General features: G+C 34.5%; 20 protein-coding genes. 14 read left to right on the forward strand and 6 right to left on the reverse strand.

Annotation, left to right across the window (positions count from 1 at the left end; all coding sequences use genetic code 11):
• Positions 1 to 238: 238 nt before the first annotated feature.
• The 5 genes from EPI11_RS17065 to EPI11_RS17085 form a co-directional block, all read right to left on the reverse strand.
• Positions 239 to 730 carry a GNAT family N-acetyltransferase gene (locus EPI11_RS17065; protein WP_128391204.1) on the reverse strand — a complete coding sequence of 164 codons (492 nt, stop codon included), beginning with the start codon at positions 728 to 730 and terminating at the stop codon, positions 239 to 241.
• 594 nt (positions 731 to 1,324) lie between these two features.
• Positions 1,325 to 1,672, reverse strand: coding sequence for a DHCW motif cupin fold protein (locus EPI11_RS17070; protein ID WP_128391205.1), 348 nt, complete (start codon positions 1,670 to 1,672; stop codon positions 1,325 to 1,327).
• 218 nt (positions 1,673 to 1,890) lie between these two features.
• The gene (locus EPI11_RS17075) at positions 1,891 to 2,778 is read right to left on the reverse strand and encodes a carbon-nitrogen hydrolase family protein (RefSeq protein WP_128391206.1); all 888 of its coding nucleotides are present in this window, start codon (positions 2,776 to 2,778) and stop codon (positions 1,891 to 1,893) included.
• Positions 2,779 to 2,822: 44 nt separating this feature from the next.
• Positions 2,823 to 4,127, reverse strand: a complete 1,305-nt coding sequence (locus EPI11_RS17080; RefSeq protein WP_128391207.1) for a hypothetical protein — start codon at positions 4,125 to 4,127, stop codon at positions 2,823 to 2,825.
• 641 nt (positions 4,128 to 4,768) lie between these two features.
• A complete protein-coding gene (locus EPI11_RS17085; RefSeq protein ID WP_128391208.1) occupies positions 4,769 to 5,203 on the reverse strand; it encodes a VOC family protein in 435 nt (144 codons plus the stop codon).
• A gap of 514 nt (positions 5,204 to 5,717) precedes the next feature.
• Between EPI11_RS17085 and EPI11_RS17090 the strand changes: the two genes are divergently transcribed.
• From EPI11_RS17090 to EPI11_RS17125, 9 genes are all read left to right on the forward strand, one after another.
• Positions 5,718 to 6,284, forward strand: coding sequence for an RNA polymerase sigma factor (locus tag EPI11_RS17090; protein WP_128391209.1), 567 nt, complete (start codon positions 5,718 to 5,720; stop codon positions 6,282 to 6,284).
• A gap of 217 nt (positions 6,285 to 6,501) precedes the next feature.
• Positions 6,502 to 7,344 (forward strand): FecR family protein, encoded by an 843-nt coding sequence (locus EPI11_RS17095; protein ID WP_128391210.1) that lies wholly within the window; start codon positions 6,502 to 6,504, stop codon positions 7,342 to 7,344.
• Positions 7,345 to 7,379: 35 nt separating this feature from the next.
• Positions 7,380 to 10,631 (forward strand): TonB-dependent receptor domain-containing protein, encoded by a 3,252-nt coding sequence (locus tag EPI11_RS17100; protein ID WP_128391211.1) that lies wholly within the window; start codon positions 7,380 to 7,382, stop codon positions 10,629 to 10,631.
• Between the two features lie 212 nt (positions 10,632 to 10,843).
• Positions 10,844 to 11,002: a hypothetical protein gene (locus EPI11_RS19020; RefSeq protein WP_164879197.1), complete on the forward strand. Its 159-nt coding sequence runs from the start codon at positions 10,844 to 10,846 to the stop codon at positions 11,000 to 11,002.
• Between the two features lie 116 nt (positions 11,003 to 11,118).
• Positions 11,119 to 12,420, forward strand: a complete 1,302-nt coding sequence (locus tag EPI11_RS17105; RefSeq protein ID WP_128391212.1) for a hypothetical protein — start codon at positions 11,119 to 11,121, stop codon at positions 12,418 to 12,420.
• A 67-nt stretch (positions 12,421 to 12,487) separates the two neighbouring features.
• Positions 12,488 to 13,360, forward strand: a complete 873-nt coding sequence (locus EPI11_RS17110) for a T9SS type A sorting domain-containing protein (RefSeq protein WP_128391213.1) — start codon at positions 12,488 to 12,490, stop codon at positions 13,358 to 13,360.
• 145 nt (positions 13,361 to 13,505) lie between these two features.
• The gene (locus EPI11_RS17115; RefSeq protein WP_128391214.1) at positions 13,506 to 14,246 is read left to right on the forward strand and encodes a hypothetical protein; all 741 of its coding nucleotides are present in this window, start codon (positions 13,506 to 13,508) and stop codon (positions 14,244 to 14,246) included.
• A 22-nt stretch (positions 14,247 to 14,268) separates the two neighbouring features.
• Entirely contained in the window at positions 14,269 to 15,639 is a 1,371-nt protein-coding gene (locus EPI11_RS17120) for a S41 family peptidase (RefSeq protein WP_128391215.1), read from the forward strand.
• A 33-nt stretch (positions 15,640 to 15,672) separates the two neighbouring features.
• Positions 15,673 to 15,960, forward strand: coding sequence for a hypothetical protein (locus EPI11_RS17125; protein WP_128391216.1), 288 nt, complete (start codon positions 15,673 to 15,675; stop codon positions 15,958 to 15,960).
• Positions 15,961 to 16,427: 467 nt separating this feature from the next.
• Here the strand turns inward: EPI11_RS17125 and EPI11_RS17130 are convergent, their stop codons facing one another.
• On the reverse strand, positions 16,428 to 17,195 hold the full coding sequence (locus EPI11_RS17130; RefSeq protein WP_128391217.1) for a hypothetical protein: 768 nt from the start codon (positions 17,193 to 17,195) through the stop codon (positions 16,428 to 16,430).
• A gap of 169 nt (positions 17,196 to 17,364) precedes the next feature.
• Between EPI11_RS17130 and EPI11_RS17135 the strand changes: the two genes are divergently transcribed.
• The 5 genes from EPI11_RS17135 (at position 17,365) to EPI11_RS17155 (ending at position 20,434) form a co-directional block, all read left to right on the forward strand.
• Positions 17,365 to 17,724: a hypothetical protein gene (locus tag EPI11_RS17135; RefSeq protein WP_128391218.1), complete on the forward strand. Its 360-nt coding sequence runs from the start codon at positions 17,365 to 17,367 to the stop codon at positions 17,722 to 17,724.
• A gap of 3 nt (positions 17,725 to 17,727) precedes the next feature.
• Positions 17,728 to 18,144: a hypothetical protein gene (locus tag EPI11_RS17140; RefSeq protein ID WP_128391219.1), complete on the forward strand. Its 417-nt coding sequence runs from the start codon at positions 17,728 to 17,730 to the stop codon at positions 18,142 to 18,144.
• A gap of 30 nt (positions 18,145 to 18,174) precedes the next feature.
• Positions 18,175 to 18,786 carry an Imm43 family immunity protein gene (locus tag EPI11_RS17145; protein WP_128391220.1) on the forward strand — a complete coding sequence of 204 codons (612 nt, stop codon included), beginning with the start codon at positions 18,175 to 18,177 and terminating at the stop codon, positions 18,784 to 18,786.
• 95 nt (positions 18,787 to 18,881) lie between these two features.
• Entirely contained in the window at positions 18,882 to 19,604 is a 723-nt protein-coding gene (locus EPI11_RS17150) for an SMI1/KNR4 family protein (protein ID WP_164879198.1), read from the forward strand.
• 194 nt (positions 19,605 to 19,798) lie between these two features.
• The gene (locus EPI11_RS17155; protein ID WP_128391222.1) at positions 19,799 to 20,434 is read left to right on the forward strand and encodes a hypothetical protein; all 636 of its coding nucleotides are present in this window, start codon (positions 19,799 to 19,801) and stop codon (positions 20,432 to 20,434) included.
• Positions 20,435 to 20,735 lie beyond the last annotated feature (301 nt).

Genomic DNA, 20,735 nt, shown 5'->3' on the forward strand with positions numbered 1-20,735 from the left:
ATTTCACTATTTTACCTACTATAGACGGCTCCCTGATTGACAATCTTAAATTTGTCCTGAAATCGGTTAAATAACGATTATAGTTTATTGATCTTTCAATACAATTCCTATAAGATAAGCTTTGTTTCTAAATTGTATAATCTTAATTATGAACGTTAAAGGTTCTTGCTATTATGATTGAAACTAACTTGTTAAAAGGTTGGCCATTTAAGCCTGCTATCTTTTTATTACTATTCATTTATACATTTGTTTTTCTGCTCATCATTATGTATTCTTTGAAAGTTCCATCTTCAATCCATCCTTGTTTCCGGTATAACATGATAGCAGAAGTATTTTCCTTATGAACACCGAGAGATATTTTAGGAATGTTCTTTCCCCAAGTTGCCCGATAAAGCTCTTTCATAAGCAATTCACCTACTCCCTTGCGTCTATATTCCGGTACTACACCCATCGTAAGCTCCGGGGTTGAATGACCGACAGCATGATCATCTGTAAGCAACATTCTGACCCATGCAGCACCAACCGGCTCTCCGCTGATTGTTTCAGCTACAATTCCAACATCAGATCCTTCATAATACCCTTCCACGTATTGGTATGCGTCCGGATAATCCGGAAGGTCATCAATAGGTATGTTTATTCCAGAAGCGGCTGCAGCGGCCACTAATATTTCGGAGAGAAATACAATATCATACGAAGTTGCTTGCCTAATAACTATTTTATCTACATCCATTTATATTATTTCTAGTTTATTCTTCGGTTATTGATTTATGCAAAGTTAATAAATTCAGTAATTATGAAGTTTTAAAGATTCTGCCACCTCTAAATATATGTTTTGCCTTTAGTCTTTAAAATTCTTCAATTCATGAATGCTAAAGGCCATTGCTTTCCAAAATCTATTATTCTTCAGGCAGTATATTTCAAACTTAGATTTACATTGAATTATGTTGATGCGATAATGAAGATGCGGGAGTAGAGGTTGACTATTCTACTCAATAAAAGCCTATCTAATAAAAATCATGCTGACTTTTGTGGACTTGCCCGGACAATTTTCGAACACCTTCATCGAAGATTTGTCAATGTTGGTGAGGCTTTCGGCGTAATAACATTTAGAATTTAAAACAATTTTATGCTGTGTTAAGAAACATAACAAAAACAATAAATGAAATTAAGACTGTACATATATTGAGAAAGAATCAGATTGCACTTGCTCTTTCTGTAAGGTTCCTTAAGAAAATAAATTTGGTATTTTTAAATTAGTTTTATCGAGTCTGGACTTATATTATTCATATGGATAATTTTTAATGTCAGACTCTTCTTTTTAAATTCATTTATTATTTTTCAAAAAGTCTCCGTCTATAATAAGAAGTTTAACACCATTAGCAGAAGTCGAGCGATGAGAACTAAGTTCGTCTGACACAACATACGTTTCACCCTTTGCCAGATTAATTTTCTCTCCTGTTTTTAGTTCGCTAATGAATTCGCCTTCTAAACAATGTACAATGTGCCCTTTTTGACACCAATGGTCTGCCAAATATTCGTTTGAATATTCTACTAAACGTATTCTTAGCCCATCAAATTGAATTGTCTGCCAAAATGCTACTCCTTTTTCTCCTTGGTATTCAATTTTCTCAATTGATGCCCAGTCTATTGCCTGAAATGGTATGTTGCTCATTTTATTTATTAATTTTGTCTGTAAATACGTCCATTTGATAAAGATTATGTTTCATTGTGTCGTTTTCTAAAATTACTGCTAACCGTTTTCGGCTTAACGGATGCGGCGGATTTTTAGCTCAAAAGCTCAATAAAATTCCTAATATTGAACCTTGCACAAATGTTTCATAGAAACGCTTCAGCCATCATTTTGTCAACTGCTGTTATGTGTCCGTGCTTTTATTTCTGTATTGTTGTTACAATATAACCACTTCCTTTGCTTTGTTGATGAATGCGTCCGTTTTTGTCTGAAATAAAAATATCACCTGGATAATCTTCTCCATTTTCAACTCCGTACCGATTGGCAGCAACAATCCAAGCATTATAGGATTTGGAAAAAGGCCAATATTTAGTTGTACCTAAGATAAACGGCATTTTTGATGCAACAGGATATAGCAACACATCGACCTTGTTTTCTTTATAGGAATTTACAAGAAAATGGGTGTTCGCATCTGCACAAATGGCTAAACCAACTTTAAAATTTTTAATGCTACACGTATCAACCTGCTCTTTTGCTGCTGCTATTCCGTTTAATACGTCGTATTGATGCAGGAATATTTTTCTATGCTTGGCAATTATTTCCCCATTATTATTAAAAACAATGAGTGAGTTGTAGATGTTATCGTTTGCATTTTCAATAACACCAACTGCTAGAAAAACATTTTTCTTCTTCGCCAAATCGCTTAAAATATTTGTTTCAGTACCTGGAATTGAGATAGCTACACTTTGCTGATAGGCTTTCGGATTTTCTTTGCGATAATATAATCCCAAAGCTGCTTCCCCAAAGACAATCAAATCGACGTCTTTTTCTTTTTGCATAATGTCATTGGTCATTTCTACGACCTGATTTAATGCCTTGTTCTTGTCTTCCTTTATTTCAATAGAAGAGGTCGCTATTTTTAAGGTGCTACTTGGGTTGTCTGTTTTTTCTATAGAAGGAAAACGAAGCCATTCTTGCAGACTAAAAATTACTATGTTGGGATTTTCGGGTTTCTTAAATAAAATAAACACTGCAAATGCAATGACCAAAGCAGAAATTGAAAGTTTTATAATTTTTTTTGTTTTCATATTATTCTCCACGTTTTTTTTGTACGATGCAAAACACTTGTTGCTCAATTGGGCGATTCATTTGTAACCTTTATGAATTCTTGTGATTTAAACCCTTGCTGTAAAAATGTATTTCTGATACGGATATATTTTTCAGTGTCATTTTGCATTCTATGTCCGTCTTTAAAAAAAAGCAGTTTGGCATTTGGATAGACTTGCTCAATTTTACGATTGATTTCATCAGAAAAAACAATGTCTTCTGTTCCCTTTAGTATCAATACTTCTCCCGAAAATTCACTTCTGTTGATCTTAAACTCTTTTGCCGGAATTTTATTAGTTTTGTGATATTCCAATAAATCTGATACCGCTTTTGAGGAAAATTCATACAGTAAATTCGTTTCTTTCTTACTATTATATTTCATTAAATCGTAGCCGACTAACTCGAACCAGCGAACTCTCGCCATAATTTCTGAAGGCGGTTTTATCATATAATTAAGAATCGAAAGATTCGTAATGGGTTTGAATTTATATGGAAACAAGCTACCGCCATTTTGTAACTTTTCAAGAATTTTGATTTGTGCTTCTCTTGGAGATTTATCTGTTCTTCCTTTTTGATAAAGAATATTGGAAATGATTTGTTTATCAATTGATTTTTTAGCTAAGATTTGGTTCAAGATTGTTGCTCCTTTAGAATTAAATTCTTCAAAATTGGGTGAATATTTTATCCCAAATTGCTTTGATAAGTCCGGTGCTCCTGTAGATTCCAAAATCACTCGGTTTACATGTGCTCCATATTTTGAAAGGTATTGCTGTGCTAAAACCCCTGCTCCCGAAGCTCCGAAAATGTTGATTTTATGGTCTTTCCCTAAAATTCCTTTTTTCATCAAATTCAATCTCACGCATTCTATATCTTCAACTTGCTGGTCGGAGTTGAACAAATATGAAGCCTTTGCATAATCCATTTTTTTGTTTTTATAAACTTCGGGAAACAGTGTAGGAGAATGTCCTCTAACGCCAATCAGTACATAAGAATTTCCTCGTAAAACATTTTCAAAAAACTGAAAATCAGTCTTTGTACTTACTAATTCCATTTGTCCATCTGTAAGCAAGAAAGTTATGTTTTTGCTTTTATAAAAGTTAGGACTCAACTGATAAAAACCTCTGAATGATTCTTTAGTTGAGTGATTATGGTCGATTGGCAAATTGATATAATGATGAAAACTGTCTTGTGGCATTTCTGCATAGTCTTCATTTGGTTTAATTCTAGTTTTAGGAGTTTTATAAAAATCGTAATGTAAATATGATAGACCACCTGTAATTATTGTCAGGATAATTAAAGTTATTAAAAGTTTTTTTTTATTTTTTGCCATTTTTTTGTCATTCTGCTTTTACTTACTGTAGGCAAGTTTCAGAATATATCTCAATGTTCCGAATCCTGCCATCACTAGCAGTGATTTTTTAATAATTAGTTTCAAAGATAAGTAATCTGGTTCTGCCACCTTTAAATATATCTTTTGCCTTTAGTCTTTAAAATTCTTCATTTCATGAATAATAAAAATCCCCGCTATTAGCGGGGATTTTTATTATAACCTTTATATGAGATTTAAGACTAATGTTTAAATAAAAGAACTCTTTTTAAACCACCATTTTTATTATTATATGAGAAATATATCTAATTATATAATTTCGGCTTTCATTTTTTAATACATTTTTTCATTCTAAAAATGAATATTTGGTGTCTTATTAATTTCAAAATAACGAAGATTGAGATAACACCTACTAAGAGGTTTTACTTTTTTAATGGAAAACAGAAAATTGAATTATGGAATTATTCAATAATGTCATATGAAAATGTAAAAATAGGGGACATAGTATACAAAGAAAAATGTTCAAAATATCTTTATATTTTAAGGGAAAATGAAGATCATGAAAATGAAGATCATGAAAATGAAGAAATATTGAAAAGATCTTCTATAAGTATCTTTCCCATAGAATGGTTTTGTAATTAAATTTATCCGTTATAATTTGGGTCAAATTCTACTATCCATTCAATACCATATTTGTCTCTAAACATTCCGGCATAGGTACCCCAGGGACTGTCGTCTATAGGTCCTTCAATATCTCCGCCTGCTGATAGTCCGTTAAACAATCTATCTGCTTCTTCACGGCTTTCTGCACTAATTACTATTTTAGACCTGTTCTCGTTTTCGTGTACCCGTCCCATAAATTCAGGAACATCATTGCCCAATAACACATTGTGTTTTCCTATAGGCAAAGCAATGGTCATTATTTTATCTGCATCATTTTCTCCTACCTGAAATTCAGGGCCAGACAGGTCTTTGAAACGAACAATCTTTGTGAAATCTCCGCCAAAAACTGATTTGTAAAAAGTGAATGCTTCTTTTGCATTTCCATTAAAGTTGATCCAGGGATTGATTGCTCTCATAACTTTATTTTTAAATTGTTTAATTTTTTCAAGTAAGCTTTTCTGCTTGCATCTATATCAACACCGTAAAAATATGTTAGGAAATATAATAAAAAAAACTCCATAAATTATTTTTTGTTAAATACTTATGGAGTTTAATTGTGGACTTGCCCGGACAATTTTCAAACATCTTAATCGAAGATGTGTCAATGCTGGCGAGGCTTTCGGGATAATAATATTTAGATTTTAAGACAATTTTATGCTGTGTTAAGAAACATAACAAAAACATTAAATGAAATTAAGGCTGGACATATGTTGAGAAAGAATCAGATGATTAATCATGGGATTACTATGTTCAAATCATTCTGCAAACTGGCAGCATAAATTTAGAGTGCTCGAATATGCGGGATCTTTACAAACAGATGCGACAGAACCTGTTATAACATATTAATAAATCTTTAAATGTAGGATTATCAAAATAATGAGATGTTGGTTTGTGATACTTTTGCTAAGCATCTACAAACTAAATTACATTATGAATTCTAATCTGATAATTAGATTACGCGAGGGTGATGAATCCTGTTTTCAGGAAATTTATGAACTCTACTTTTTTAAGGTGTATTGTTTTGTGAAAAAATATGCCAGACAGGATGCCGATACAGAAGATGTTACCCAAAATGTGTTTATCCATCTCTGGAACTACAGAAACAAGCTTAACTTAGAGTCTTCTTTAGAGTCAATTTTGTTTAAAAGCAGTAAACAGGAAATTTCTAAATGGTATAAAAAGCAAAATAAAATTTTTACTGTTGATGAACAGGAAATAATCGCAGAGCTTGATGATCCTTATGATACCGATGATGAACTAGATGCCAAAATGAAAATGATACATCTGTTGCTTAATCAAATTCCGGAAAGACGCAGGAAAATTTTCACTCTTCATAAATTCGAGGAGCTGAGTTATAAGGAAATAGCCTTGGAAATGAATATGACTATAGGCGCTGTAGCCAACCAAATTTCTAAAACACTTCAGTACCTAAAAAAAAATTCTGTTCAAAACAACCAACTTTATTGGTTTGCATTTTTTTTTATAGATCAAATATGATATGTTAACTAAGTGTAAATAAAAAAGTATTTATACTTAATTTTAAATTACTCCTTTTTTTTTAAAAATCCCTTAGCCTTTAGTGTCTTACAGGCTATTTCAAGTTTTTAGATATTATTTTTCATTAACAAATTATTAAGAAGCTAATGCCCCCGTGATATTTCGCAGAGGGCATTCCTATTGTTAGTAGTAAAGCTCTTAAGATAAAAAATACAAAATGAAACAAAACTTACGAAAGCAGTGGGACGAAATACCTGAAAAGGGCTTATTTCCGGATGAAGTTAAATTCCGAATGTGGAAAAAAATAAAGGCAGCAACAACAAATAAAACAAGACATCAGTATAAATGGATTGCAGCAGCTTCTATAGTATTGATTTTATCATTTACAGGATATCTGACGCTGCTAAATACAAATAAGGTTGCAGATATGGTTATTACACAAACGTATGCGCAAGATATACGCTTACTGCTACTTCCTGATGGTACACGTGTTTGGGTTAATGAGAATACCAAAATTGAATATCCAAAAGCATTTACAGGCAATACAAGAAATGTAACACTTAAGGGTGAGGCTTTTTTTGAAGTAAAAAAAGATCCGTCTAAACCTTTTATAATCTCTTCAGGGCTTATACAAACTACTGTGCTGGGTACTTCTTTTAATATAAAAGCCTATGAAGGTCATTTACCTCTCGTAAAAGTAAGGACCGGACGGGTAAAAGTTGAAAATAAAAACAATACTGTATTACTGCAAAGAGGTGATGCCGCAGTTTATATGTCTACAAGTGAACTATTAGTAAAACAAAAGGCAGACGATATTGAGCCAGCCTATGTAAAAGCGTTGATAGATATTGATGGACTTAGTTTAAATGAGGCCATAAAAAAACTTCAAAAAGAGTATTCATTTAATATTGAATATCCTTCAGACAATTTAAAAAATCTTAAGCTCAAAGGAACCCTTGATACTAGGCAAGGTATTAAAGGTATGCTTGAAACTCTTGCATTTGCCCTAAATGCAGAAATAATAGAAAATACTCCGGGTAATTATATAATAAGCCAGTAAAATTAATTAGAACATACAACCACAAATTATCAATTATGAACACTAAACATTCGCGGCAGTTTTCCTTTGCCGCATTGATTTTATTTTTTATTCTTTTTTTTCAAACGAAGGTATCGGCTCAAAATGGAACTGTATCAGTAGATTTTAATAATTCCTCTCCTAAGGATATAATTGAGAATCTTGAATCGCGTACACCTTATAGGTTTGTGTACCAGAATGATATAAACCTTAATTCTCCAAAAATTACCTTAAAAAAGAGCAATGTAACTATAGATGAAGTATTGGGTGACCTGCAAAAGCTTACAGGTCTGAATTTTAAAAGGAACGAGAATAATATTGCTATCAATAAAGGCACGAATTCTTCTTCAAAAAAAAAAAGAAATCAGGGAATCTCAGGAAAAATAGTTGACAACTATGGCAAGCCTTTATTTGATGCCATGCTATCAGTAAAGCCAGGAGAAGTGATTGTATATACTGATAACACCGGTGATTTTATTCTGGATCTGGAGCCTGGTTTTTACAATGTGGAGATAATTGCTTCAGATTTTGCTTCAAGATATATAGAAAATATTCCTGTTGATGCCGGAAAATCTACGCCACTTAATATAGCACTTGAATTAGTTGATCAGAATATATCGCTTAATGAAGTGGTGTTGACAGGGAAGCAATATAAATCGGCTGCCTCTACTGAAGGATTATTGCTTCAGCAAAAAAGGGCAGCGCAGTTTTCAGACGGTATTTCGTCTGAGCAGATATCAAGAACACCTGACAGCGATGTAGGGGCTACCCTTAAACGTATCACAGGTATTACTACTGTTGACAACAAATATGTTGTTGTACGTTCTATGGGAGAGCGCTGGAACCAGGCAGTTATGGATGGTATTAACTTGCCGAGCACTGATGCACAGCAGCAAAACTTTGCTTTTGATATTATCCCTACAGCAATGGTAGAGAGTATAGTGGTAAGCAAAACCCCTACACCCGATATGTATGCTAATTTTGCCGGTGGCCAGGTTGAAGTGAAAACTAAAGATATACCCAGAAAGAATTTTACTTCTTTTACCATAAGTACTTCCTATAATGACAGAGCTACATTTCAGCAGGCATTAACAAAGCAGCGTGGAGCTTATGATTACTTTGGATTTGATGATGGTACCCGCAATACTCCTGTTTCGACACCTATTGGCCTGCCTGAGACAGAAGCGGAGTCCGGGCCTTATTTTGATCAGACCCGAAAATATACCCAGGATAACTTTACTACTTATAAAACCAAGGCAGATCCTAACACTACACTCCAGTTTGGTATAGGGCGGGTATATGAACTTAAAGACAGTAAAAAATGGGGGTTTACAGGTTCTTTGTTGTTTAGAAATACACAGGATATTTTACAGATAGAACATACTGAAAGAGGCGATTTACAATCTAATACGAAATATTATCCTGCTGGTATTAGTAATGGATTGACTACGAATGAGTATCCGGTTTTTGAAAAGTACGGCTACCGCAATCATGGAGCCAGCTATTCCTTCAACACTACGTTATCAGGTATGTTTAATGTAGGCTACCAGTATAACAACAGCCGTATCACGCTTCGCAACTCTTATATACATGTATATGACAACCAGTTGACTCAGATAACCGGCTGGCGTATAACAGATGGTAAGGATGCGATTTTAAATGGAACTGTTCTGCCAATAACCAAGGAAACAGATTACCCTGTCTATACTGATTTTATACAAAGTAAGCTGGAAGGGAATCATCGTTTTAATGGTTTTGATCTAAACTGGTATGCTGCCTATAGCAAAACAGCAAAGGAAACAAAAGACGCAACTTTTACCGATATGTTCAGGGAACGAGTTGGAGATGATATCATGAATTATTATGAGGTTTATAACTCCGCTTTTAATATAAACAGGAGAAATTTTGATAATAATGAGGCAGATTATAATGTAGGGGTCAATATAAGCAGGGATTTCACTTTAGGAAAAATAAAAAACACCATTAAAACCGGGTATTTCGGAACGTATAAATATGCTACCAATTACCAGGAACTCATTAACCTTAACGTTGTAGGTCAGGATGACGACAAGGTAGAAATTTATTCACTGGCAGATGCACTTGATGGCTCAGAATACCACTGGGGCGACCTGGGCTGGACAAGAGAAGGTTTTTTTGGAAACCGTTATGAAGGTGAAGTTATAATTCATTCTCCTTTTTTAATGCTGGATAACCGTATAGGCAATTTTATCCGTTTGGTTTGGGGGGTAAGGGCTGAGAGCTTTACCTACCATGAATTGGAACGCCAGGCACAGTTTACAAGTGACTTTGATGCACCGTTAAAAACAGATGACCGATGGCAATACCTACCGTCAGTAAACCTTACGGTAAGTCCATCAGAAAAAACAAATATTAGGCTTAGCTATAATAAGTCGGTAATTCGCCCTCAGTTTTCAGAGAGGCTTAACATACCTTTTTATGACCCGATACGTAGCGCAACTGTACGAAACTATACGGGTGGCATTATTTCTTCAGTTTCAGAAAATTATGATGCAAAGTTTGAATATTTCCCTTCACTGGGACAGGTAATGTCTATTGGCGTATATGGTAAATATATAAAGAACCCAATAGAAACTGTAAATACGATTGGAGGAGAGTTATCACGGCTTATTTATATAATGAATTCGCACAGCGCCAAATTATGGGGTATTGAGGCAGAGATATTAAGAAATCTTTCTTTTTTAGGGGATGGCAAAGAATTGAAAAATATATATCTGTATGCTAACGGGGCAATAAATAAAACAGAGGTAACAGGGTATGAGGATATTGATGGTACAGGAGGGCTATATAAGGCCGACAGGCCGTTGTTTGGGCAGTCTCCTTACACCTATAACCTTGGACTTGATTATATAGGTGACCGTTTTGGTTTTAACATACGGCAAAATGCTACAGGAGACCAGTATCTTTTGGTTGGTTTTGACTACAATTCAGAAGAAATAAGAAGGCCATATGCAGTTACCGATGCTATGGTAAGCTATAAATTTTTTAAGGAAAAGAATCTTGAGCTAAAATTGAGTGGACAAAATATTTTTGACCGTGTTCTTGAGACTTATAATAACCAAAACAGCTACTCTAAAATTGCTGAAGGTGTACCGAATGGTTCTAACCCCAGAGAGTTTTTGATGCTTACTCCCGGTTCAACAGATAGATATGATGAAGACGTAGACAGGAAACTATTTAAAGCCTATACAGGAAGGACTTTTAAAATATCAGTTAATTATTCCTTTTAAATGATTTGACACGATGTCTGTTAGTAAAATGTAATGAGTTGGGGTTGAAATTTAAGAAAGCGTTAAGTCTTAAAAAAAGGGGTGCTTTTTTTACAGGGTTGAATCTAATACAAGTATAAAGCAAAATGCTTGATAATAATAAGGGCCGTTGAACTACTATACTGCGGCCTGTTCTTTGAAATTTTTAAGAATAAGGAAAATAATCCCAAAACATGGATTCATCAAAAAACAAACTTTCGCATCCAACCAGCGATAAGGACAACAGCCATTTAGCGGTATTCATTTTCCGAAAGCTTAAGAAAGCCGGGCAACCTTTCACAAATTTTAAAAAACCTGTAGTGAAAGACGGAACAGGTAAATGCCGGAGGTAAAGCCGGAGGTTCAATTGCTTTACCAAAAATAAAAAGCCTAAGGGAAGTAAAATTTGCTGCCTTCCCAAAGGCTGGAATTATGTGTAGCAGCAAATATACCAACTAATTACGTTATTATGAAAAAAATTTTAATGATGGCAGCTGTTGCTACAATGCTGTTTTCTTGTCAAAAAGAGGATGAAACAGATTCTTCTTTTAAAATGAAAGCTTCCGGAGCTGGCTATGCTGCTTGTTCACTTCCTGTACAATCAGTAAGCGGAGCTATTACTGCGAATACTACCTGGACAAACGACAAAGTTTGGGAAATCGACGGAATTGTTACTGTTAAAAATGGCGCAACCCTAACGATTCAGCCTGGTACTTTTATAAAAGCAGTATCACATTCAGAAAATGCTGCTGAAGGTGTACTTGTAATTACAAAAGAAGGATTTATTAATGCTCAGGGTACAGAAGAAGCCCCAATCGTTTTTACAAGTTACAAGCTTCTTGATTGTGATGATACTACCATAGCTGCTCCCGGCGATTTTGGTGGTGTAGTAATACTTGGTGAGGGCGAAGTAAATAATGGCCTTACAAACAACATTATTGAAGGGTTAAACGACCAGACACCTATTGCTGATTATTACTATGGTGGTTCAAATAATGCTGACAACTCAGGTACAATGAAATATGTACGTATTGAGTATGCAGGACGTATTTATGATGCGGCTCAGGCTTATGAAATCAATGGTTTAACTTTTGGTGCTGTAGGTAGTAGTACTGTTATAGACCATATCCAGATTTCTTACGGTAAGGATGACTCTTATGAGTTCTTTGGAGGTAAAGTTAACGCAAGCTACCTTGTTTCTTTTGCATGTGATGATGATAACTTTGACTTTGACCTTGGTTATACAGGTACGATCACAAGAGCTCTTGCTGTTGCTGATAAAAACAGTACTCACAGTACAAGTAGTGGTGCAGCTGATTCAAACGGTATAGAGCTTGATAACAATCCGGGCGGTACAGTTACTACACTTATAACAAGGCCGGTAATTAGCTTTATGTCTATCTATGGTTTGCCAAACTGTACAGATGGAAACCTTCTTGAAAATGCTGTACATGTGAGAAGAGCAGGTAAAATTACTATGACTAATTCACTTGTTTCAGGTTACAACAGAGGTATATTTTTAGACGGTACACTTTCAACTGGTACTTTTGTTAATGTTGCAGCTGATGCTTTTGTAACTCCTGCAAGCCCTACACCTCTTACTGGTGTTACTGAAAGTATTTCTTGTCCTGCTGCTGCTTTTGGAGCTTCACAGCCTTGGTTTAACGCTGGTACATTAAACTTTACAACTTCACCATCAAGAACTAATGGTGCTTTTGCAGGTGGCGTAGCTATCTGGACAAACAACTGGACTAAGTTTTCTGGTTTTTAATTAAAACTTTTTTATTAATACTAACCGGGGCAGTTATCCTGCTCCGGTTTATAATTCTTTTACACACATGAAAACAAAATTATTATTACTGTCTTTTCTTTTTTTGATTACTATCACTGCACAGGCCCAGATAGGTACAGTATGGAGCTGGAACTTTAATGACAATGGAATTACTGACGAAACTTTAGGAAATTGGACAATTACACAGGCAGAAGGAAGTACTGGTGATACCTGGGCACTTAAAAATACAGAGTATAGTATTATAATGGCTACGGGTAATGAATTAAAAGTGTTGGGTTCAATAAATCCAGGAGGAAGTGAATACAGCCGCTGGGCTATTACACCAGCAATGAATTTGTCTTATTATACTGGGACAAAGATTTCATTTACTTATTTGAGTGGTTTTTTTGAGGTAATGGGACCTGAATATGTAGAAATTTATGCTGCTACCTCACCGGATATGGCTGCTATGCTGGCAAACGGACCGATAGCATCACTTGAATTAAACGGCGATGCAGGGGTAGATCCTTATATTGAAGTTGAGCAGATCGTTGATATCCCTGAACAGTATAATTTGCAAACGGTCTACTTTGCTATAGTTAATAAATGGGAGACGGGAAATAGTGTTGGGGCAAGCTGGGCCCTGGAAATGACCGAAGTAAAAATCTCAGCTAAAGAATTAGTTGCCGGCATTGACGAAATGGCAAAAAGCAACTTTATACTAAAACAAAATCCTGTAGCAGATAATCTTGAATTGCAGGCAGGTAACCTTATAAAAACTGAAAAAACACAATTATCTATATATACAACTACAGGCCAACTTGTAAAACAAACTGCCTATCAGGAAATACTGAATGTATCGGATTTACAATCAGGAATATATCTTCTTGTTGCACAGGATGATACGAATGTTCAAAAAATGAAATTCATTAAAAAATAGTTTTTTTGTTATAGTTAACAGCGTTTGTTAAATAACTGCTGGTTTCGGCCGGCAGTATTTTATTTATCAGCGCACCACATTCAATTTAAAAAACCATTAGGTAAATATGTTTAAAAATATTTTAATAAAAACTGTCTTTTTTGTAATGGCAGTTTTGTGTTTTACAGCCTGTGAGAAAGATACTTTCCTGCCTTACTATCCTTCCCAAACGCGTGGTAAGATGACCATAATAGCTTATGCTACAGATTCGATAAATATTGATGCAAACGCAAAACCACTCTTATTTGATGATGAGGACATATTTATTAAAAATATTAACGAGATCTATGAGTTTGTTTCTTTTGACAATCAGGATGAAGTCTTACATATTAAAGATTATCAAACGGGTCTGACGATCCATACTTATACATATGCAAATGCCGCTCCACGGGACACAATATCTTTCTTTTATAAAAAAGACTATTTTATAGACAATGTACTGTCTTTTAAAAAAGGGTCATTAAGTCAGACAGGCCGTACAGGTTATAAATTTATTTTTCCTAATATGGGAGCCTATTCCGGCAGCACTTATACCGGGGCTTTAGATGCTATAATCAGGAATTTAAGCGGACAAGTACTAGGAGTTGCACAAAACATAACGAAAGAAGATTTCAGCACATTTGTTGAATATCCTTTTAACCCGCCCCCGGTTATAAAAGTAGAACTTGTAAAGCATGGAACTAACGAATCTTATATTGGAGGGAAGCAAATAATTGTTGAGATGGTAATGCAAAGCAATAAATCAAAAATGATTGTTCTTGAGGAAACCCAAGATGAAAGTAATACGTTCACTGGTGTTACAGGCAGTATTGACTTAACGCAATATTTTGATTTTCAACAAGAATAATACAATCTAATACATTTCAAAAATGAAACAATTTCAGGCAATTATACTGCTCATATTTTCTGTTTTTGCACTTATAAGTTGTCAAAGTGATGATACTGTTCCTATATTTGAAAAAGGGACTAATGAATATGTGAACCAGTGGATGTATGATCAAATGAAAAAGTATTACTATTGGAATGACAATATAAAAGGAAAAGGGGATATCTCTTTAAGCCCGGAAGAATTTTTCTCAGAATTGCTTTCTCCCGAAGATCGTTTTTCTTATGCTTATCATCCCTCTCTTCCACAAACTATTTCACAATCCATTAGAAGGAGCTTTGGCTTTGAGATGGGGTTTACTATGTATGACGGACAAGCATATGGGGTTGTGTTATATGTTTTGGCAGGATCTCCCGCAAAAAATTATGGATTGCAAAGAGGGCAGCTTGTTACCCAAATTAATAATGTTGCTGTTAATCAAGCCAATTATGAAGAACTTTACCATAGCCTTGAAGGAGCATCAAGCGCTAATCTGACCATAATTAATTATAGCACTGAAACCGGATTTACTTTACCTAAAGAGATAAATCTTATGAGCTTTCTCACATTTGGTCAGCCATTGAACAAAAATATTTTTTTAATGGAAAATAAAAGGATCGGTTATCTTGAGATACCTCATTTTGATGTAGGTATGGCTCAGCAATTTGCTCAGCAATTTACTGAATTTAAAAATCAATCATGTACTGAAATAATTCTGGATTTAAGATATAACGGCGGAGGCGACATTTCCTCAGCTGCTGCATTGTGTATTCTGTTAGCACCCAATATTAATGCGAATGATTTTTTTATACGATTTGAAGGCAATAAGAATGGAGGAACTATTGATCAGTCATTTAAAGAAACCTTAGAAATGAATGAAAGTGCAGTTAGCTATGATATTCTTAGAATGCAAAGACCTAATATAAGTAAAATATATATCCTATGTGGTAACCATACAGCTTCTGCTTCAGAAATAATAATTAATAACCTAAAACCTTATATGGAGGTTATAACTATAGGCGAAAAAACGGTTGGCAAAAATATGGCTGGATTTGCAATAACAGATGATAGAAATCCGGAGGAACAAAGCTGGAATCTTTATCCTTGTATTTATAAATTGTATAATGCAAACTTTGATGGAGGATATAATAAAGGTATCGAGCCCGTTTTTCATCTTAACGAACTTGAACAACTAAAGGTTTATGCATTGGGGGACGAACGAGAACTCTTGATTAATAAAGCCATTAGTATCATGACAGGCAACATGGATAGAAACAGAGAGCAATACTTACCGACCAGACCACTTCGTAATCCTGTTGTTGAATGCAATGAAAGTATACTACTTCCACGCACTATAACTGATTTAAAGAATTGATTTATTTTCAAGCTTGTAATTACCAAATTGATAATGCAAAAAATAAGCAAAAGAGAGCATCAGACTATGATTGAGGCTTATAGGAAATTTGACGAATTTAATCGTTTAGTAAAATATAAAATAAATGAAGAAGAGAATCTAATTACCCGTGAAGGTATAGAGGAGTTACGCACACTTTATCTTAGATTTTATACTTTATTACAAGAACTTGACAGTTGTGCTAAGAATTATGAAAAGGAGAAAAAAAAGATACAGGGAGTTCTAAATAAAAACATACGTAAGATGAATTCTGAATTAAGGAAAAACCCTATAATTAATTAATTAATTAATGATAAGGTTTTGAGTAAAATTGAAGTTGTATATATATATTAGTTACTTAATAATTGATTCAAGTAGGTTTTAAAAACTTTGAATCTGCAAAGAGAACTATAAATGGAATTGATATAGTACATATGTTGAGAAAGAGTCAGATGATTAATCCTGGAATTACTATGTTCAAATCATTCTGTAAATTGGCAGTCTAAATTAGAGTGCTTAAATATCCTGGATCTTTACAAATAGATGCGACAGAACCCACTCAGCATCTCATGTAGTTGAAAGTTACCAAAGCCTTTACCTGAAGGTTCATTATCCTGTAGAGTTCACGGTAGCGGTCATCAATGACCAGGTAGGATTTGCTCGTTATCACTGAAGCATCAAAATCACCGCTTACCACCCAGCAAAGTACCTCCTTTTCCCCTTCTGCACAACGTAAGTCAGCGGGACAGCATCAGGATTACCAGGAGGGCTTATTCCCTTCCTTGTGCGTAAAATGCGGCCCTGTTTGCATAATAGAGTTGAGTGGATAAAGAGTCTGTTTTCTCTGTCCAGATTAGATCAGGGATTTCCCAGGCAACGGGCTGTTTAAAGTTTTTCCAGATCATAGCTGCTTCTTCATTCATTGCTTTTACCTGCATCGACAAATCAAGCCGTTCTGCCGCGATCTGGAACATTAGATGGTAATTATCCAGATCTTTTGGATCATTCCCTCCGTGGATGGTCACATTTGCAGGCAGGTAACCAATCAGGTTAGAATCTTCAACAGGGAACAGCGTTCTGACAGCAGCAAGGCAATAAATTTGCTGTGCAACAACACCTGGCAATTGTTCATCTGAATAACTTCCTGACGCCAGGTTCAGACAGCCACGAAGTGCGGATGCAGCATTACGGCTAACCGGTGAGAAAACTAGATTTGATACATTGGTAAGAACAGAGCCGTTCCGCATGTAGCTAATTGAACCGTCTATTTCGCTCCGCCTGATTTTAACCTTTTTGATACTTCCCGAACGCCATCCGTCCATCAACTCAAATGAGTTTTTAGCAATATTCAAATACCCGGAGGTTTTCTCCTGGTAAAAACCAGTATTTTCAGCAATTTGTGCAATCGATTTTCCCCAAAATGGAACAAGCGTTTTTATCCAGTTGCTAAAATCAAAATATACTTCGTTACTATCCCGGGAAGCTAATATATCTCTTATTTCCGTGCATTTAATTATCGGATCGGTGGCTGCGTTCATAGGTTTACATTTAGCTTTTAACAGCAATTACCATTCCAGAAAATGCTTTGGATAATATTTACATCCAATGCTTTTGGCGAAGCATTGTGGTATCTGAGATTTTTGTTGAACATATAAAATCAAATCAAATAAATAGCATTACTTTTAAGAAGGCGTAACATTTTAAACTATGATTGAGGTTGTAAGCAATACAAGGATTAATAGCGTTTTTCTAAAACAAAAGAAAAGATGTCTACAGGAAGAGATTGAAGGTGTTAAGTATTACTTTGAGCTTAATAAAGAAAATGAAATAGTAACATTGTCTGTAAGAAATGTAGAAAGTTTTATTCTTGATGGGCAGATCTTGACATTTGATATGGTTGATTCTTTTTTAAGCCAAAATGAATATATCAGGAGAGGAGATTTATACTATTTTGCTTATTTAAACTTAAATCTTTATTTAAATTTCGAAAAGGAAAAGTTTCTTGAAATATTAATTTATGATGAAGTGGTCGCTAATGAGTATAATTATAAACAGGTGGCTGATTAAAATATGGAGAATTTAAATTTTAGACCCTATGAAAGTATTGGTGATTACCATTTTGGGGTTAAATTATCAATACTGTCAGTACTGATAAATACTGACCATAGAGGAGATATTGATTTGTCGTCTAAATATATAATTCAATACGATGATATTGGGTATAGATTTGATAAAGGAAAGTTTACTCAGCTTTATATTAATTTGGAGGTATTTATTGGAAAAATATCTATGTTTAATACTGATCTTACAAACGAAATTGGAATAGAATCACTGATTGCCAAAGAACCTAAAATTGAAAGAAAAGCGCACTATGTTTTTCCTGAATTGGGCTTAACAATTAGTAAGGACAAAAAGGAGCTGTATTTCTTTGATAAGAGTTTATTGGCGAATTGGCAATTGGTGAAAAGACCCATTACCAGTTGGTAGTGGAAAATTCTCAAAAGATTGAATAATTACATGGAAAACTATTTTGGAATATTTGAAAAAACAGGGAAATATACACCTATTGGTTTGTCTGAGGGTATTTTACATTCAGAACTTAATCCCAAAGATCCTTTTACACCTTTAAATTCGGACTCAGGAGACTGGAGGAAGTTGATAAATAGCAAGGTTGAGTTGCCGAAAGAGTTGTGGTTTATTACAAGAGATAAACACTATTCCTTTGACCTGCGATATGATTCTGGTGGTTTCTTTATTTCTAATCATCTTTTAGAATTATTTGATAAGTTCAATACAGGTAATTTTACGAGTACGAAGCTCCATATACTAAATAAACAATTACAGCCGGTTTCAGATAAACAATATAAGTATGTGAAATTTTACGACAGCGAAGACATGATTGATTACGAAAATTCTAAAATTGATTTCGATAAAAATGGGGTTGTTAAAAAAATATGGACATTAAAACTTAAGGGTTCTGAAGTTAAAAATGATATATTCATGATTAATAGTTGGATTTTTAACAGAAGATTATTTTGTTCTGATAAATTTAAAGAAGCTGCTTTACAAGGTGGTGTCGAAGGTCTTCAGTTCATTTCGGCTGACGATGCAGGAGTATTTAAGCCTTAAGTTTTTAGTGAATATGTATTCGATACCTGGGTGGTTGCCATCGGAGTTTTCTATAGTTGATGGAAAAACAGACTTTTATACTTCTAATCTTTGTAATGTGTTGGAAGAGGAGGAGGGGGTATTCAGAAGAGTTTTTGCTCGTAAATGTAGGTGGAGATTTTAGCGTATTTTCAATAAATGCAAAAAGGTTTGATACATGCAAAGAAATAAAAATGCACGCCATAAAAACTAATAGAATGAGTTATATAGATGAGATAGAACGCTTGGGAGGAATAAATAAAATGTATCTCCCTACTGATACTACTTTAAATATTGATGAAATCTTAACTATCGAAAACGATATTGGAGCCAGACTACCCGATGGTCTTCGGGATTTTTTAATGAAATATGGTGTTTCTGATTTTGACGAGGAAGTAATATTTGAACCTATATCAATAGACGCTCAATATATTCATGATGAGGATTCGAGTCAGCTGGATTTTATCTTTGAAGGATCAAGTATAGGGGTGTTTTATGGAAAAGATCCTGAAGAAGAAGGTGCTTATGATATTTTTTGGAATATCGAGAATTATAAAGACCGAATGCCCTCACAGTTTTTACCCTTTGCTACTGATGGTATGGGGAACCAAATTGTGATGTCGTTAAAGAAAGAGAACTATGGGCTTATATATTTTTGGGATCATGAAGCTGAGTGGGACGCGGAAGACTATTATGATGAAACTGGGGCTGTAATGCCTGAGGAAGTGAAATATCAAAATTTATGGCTGCTGGCAAATAATTTTGATGATTTTTTTGCTCGGTTACATGTTGAAGTATAAAGTTTAACATGTGACTCTGAGGCAGGAAATAGATAAGCCCGTAGATATTGCTTCTTTTACTGAAGATAGACCTGTGGTACAGAAACTGGTTCATGCTAACAATAAAAAGAACAGAGCCTTATTGGAAAAAGCTAACCCTTCATATTGGAGATGATGACTGAGATTTCAAATTAGAACCATTACATTCAAGGAATATGTCAAAAGGATTAAGTAATATATTGGATGAGGTCATCTCTGAGTTTAGACCTCTTCTATTGGAAAGACAATTTGTAGAAAAAGGCAAACGTGACTTTGTGAGAAAAATAAAGTCAGATTATAATCGAGAGGAGAAAATTACTTTTTCGGCGAGACTACATCGCTCGGATCCCAATACTATTTATGTCGCATGCACAATTGGGTTATATTATCCAAGTGTTAAAAAGATCGAAAGCTTCTTTATTACTGATCACTTATCAAAATATCCAATTTTCGCGGGTAGTATAAGCCATTTTTCTGAATCTAACATGTTCCTGTCCGTGCCTTATAAAACTGAAGTTAATTTAACGGAAGTTGTAGAAGAAATAAAAAATGAACTTGAATCAGGGGCATTTAATTTGATCAGTATTTTCCCAACACTTGAAAGTATTTATCTGGGCATCATAGACAAACATCCTTTTTTATATACATTTTATAATTCATATCAGGAAAGAGAGCTATTAATGATTACCTGCATTGTTCTTTTATTATATGGTAAAGACAAAGCTTTGGAGTGGGCACAAGAAAATTTTAGAGAAGGCAGTTACAAAGACGGTATCATCGAACGTTTACTGGTCTTTGAGTTTACAAAGTAAAGTCTATACTCGGTAAGAATGTGGGAGTTTCGGCAAAACTGACCCCTTCATTTCGGGGAAAAGGTGATCCCTTTTAGCTCTCAGGCCGCTTTTTTTAGTTCTAATTGATCAGTTAATATTGAAATTCTGAGCCCAAATAATAGCCTATAAGCTATTATTTGTCCAGCCGATAGGCGTGTGTCTATATTAGGGAATGAATCGTTTATATCGCCTTATTTGAGACGACTTTGAAATGCCTGACTAGACGGTCTGTCAAGAACGTCTGTTCTGTTATAAAAAGGCGGGTGAAGGGAATGATAGG

Origin of the sequence: Flavobacterium cerinum (assembly GCF_004028155.1) — a bacterium.
Taxonomy (GTDB): domain Bacteria; phylum Bacteroidota; class Bacteroidia; order Flavobacteriales; family Flavobacteriaceae; genus Flavobacterium; species Flavobacterium cerinum.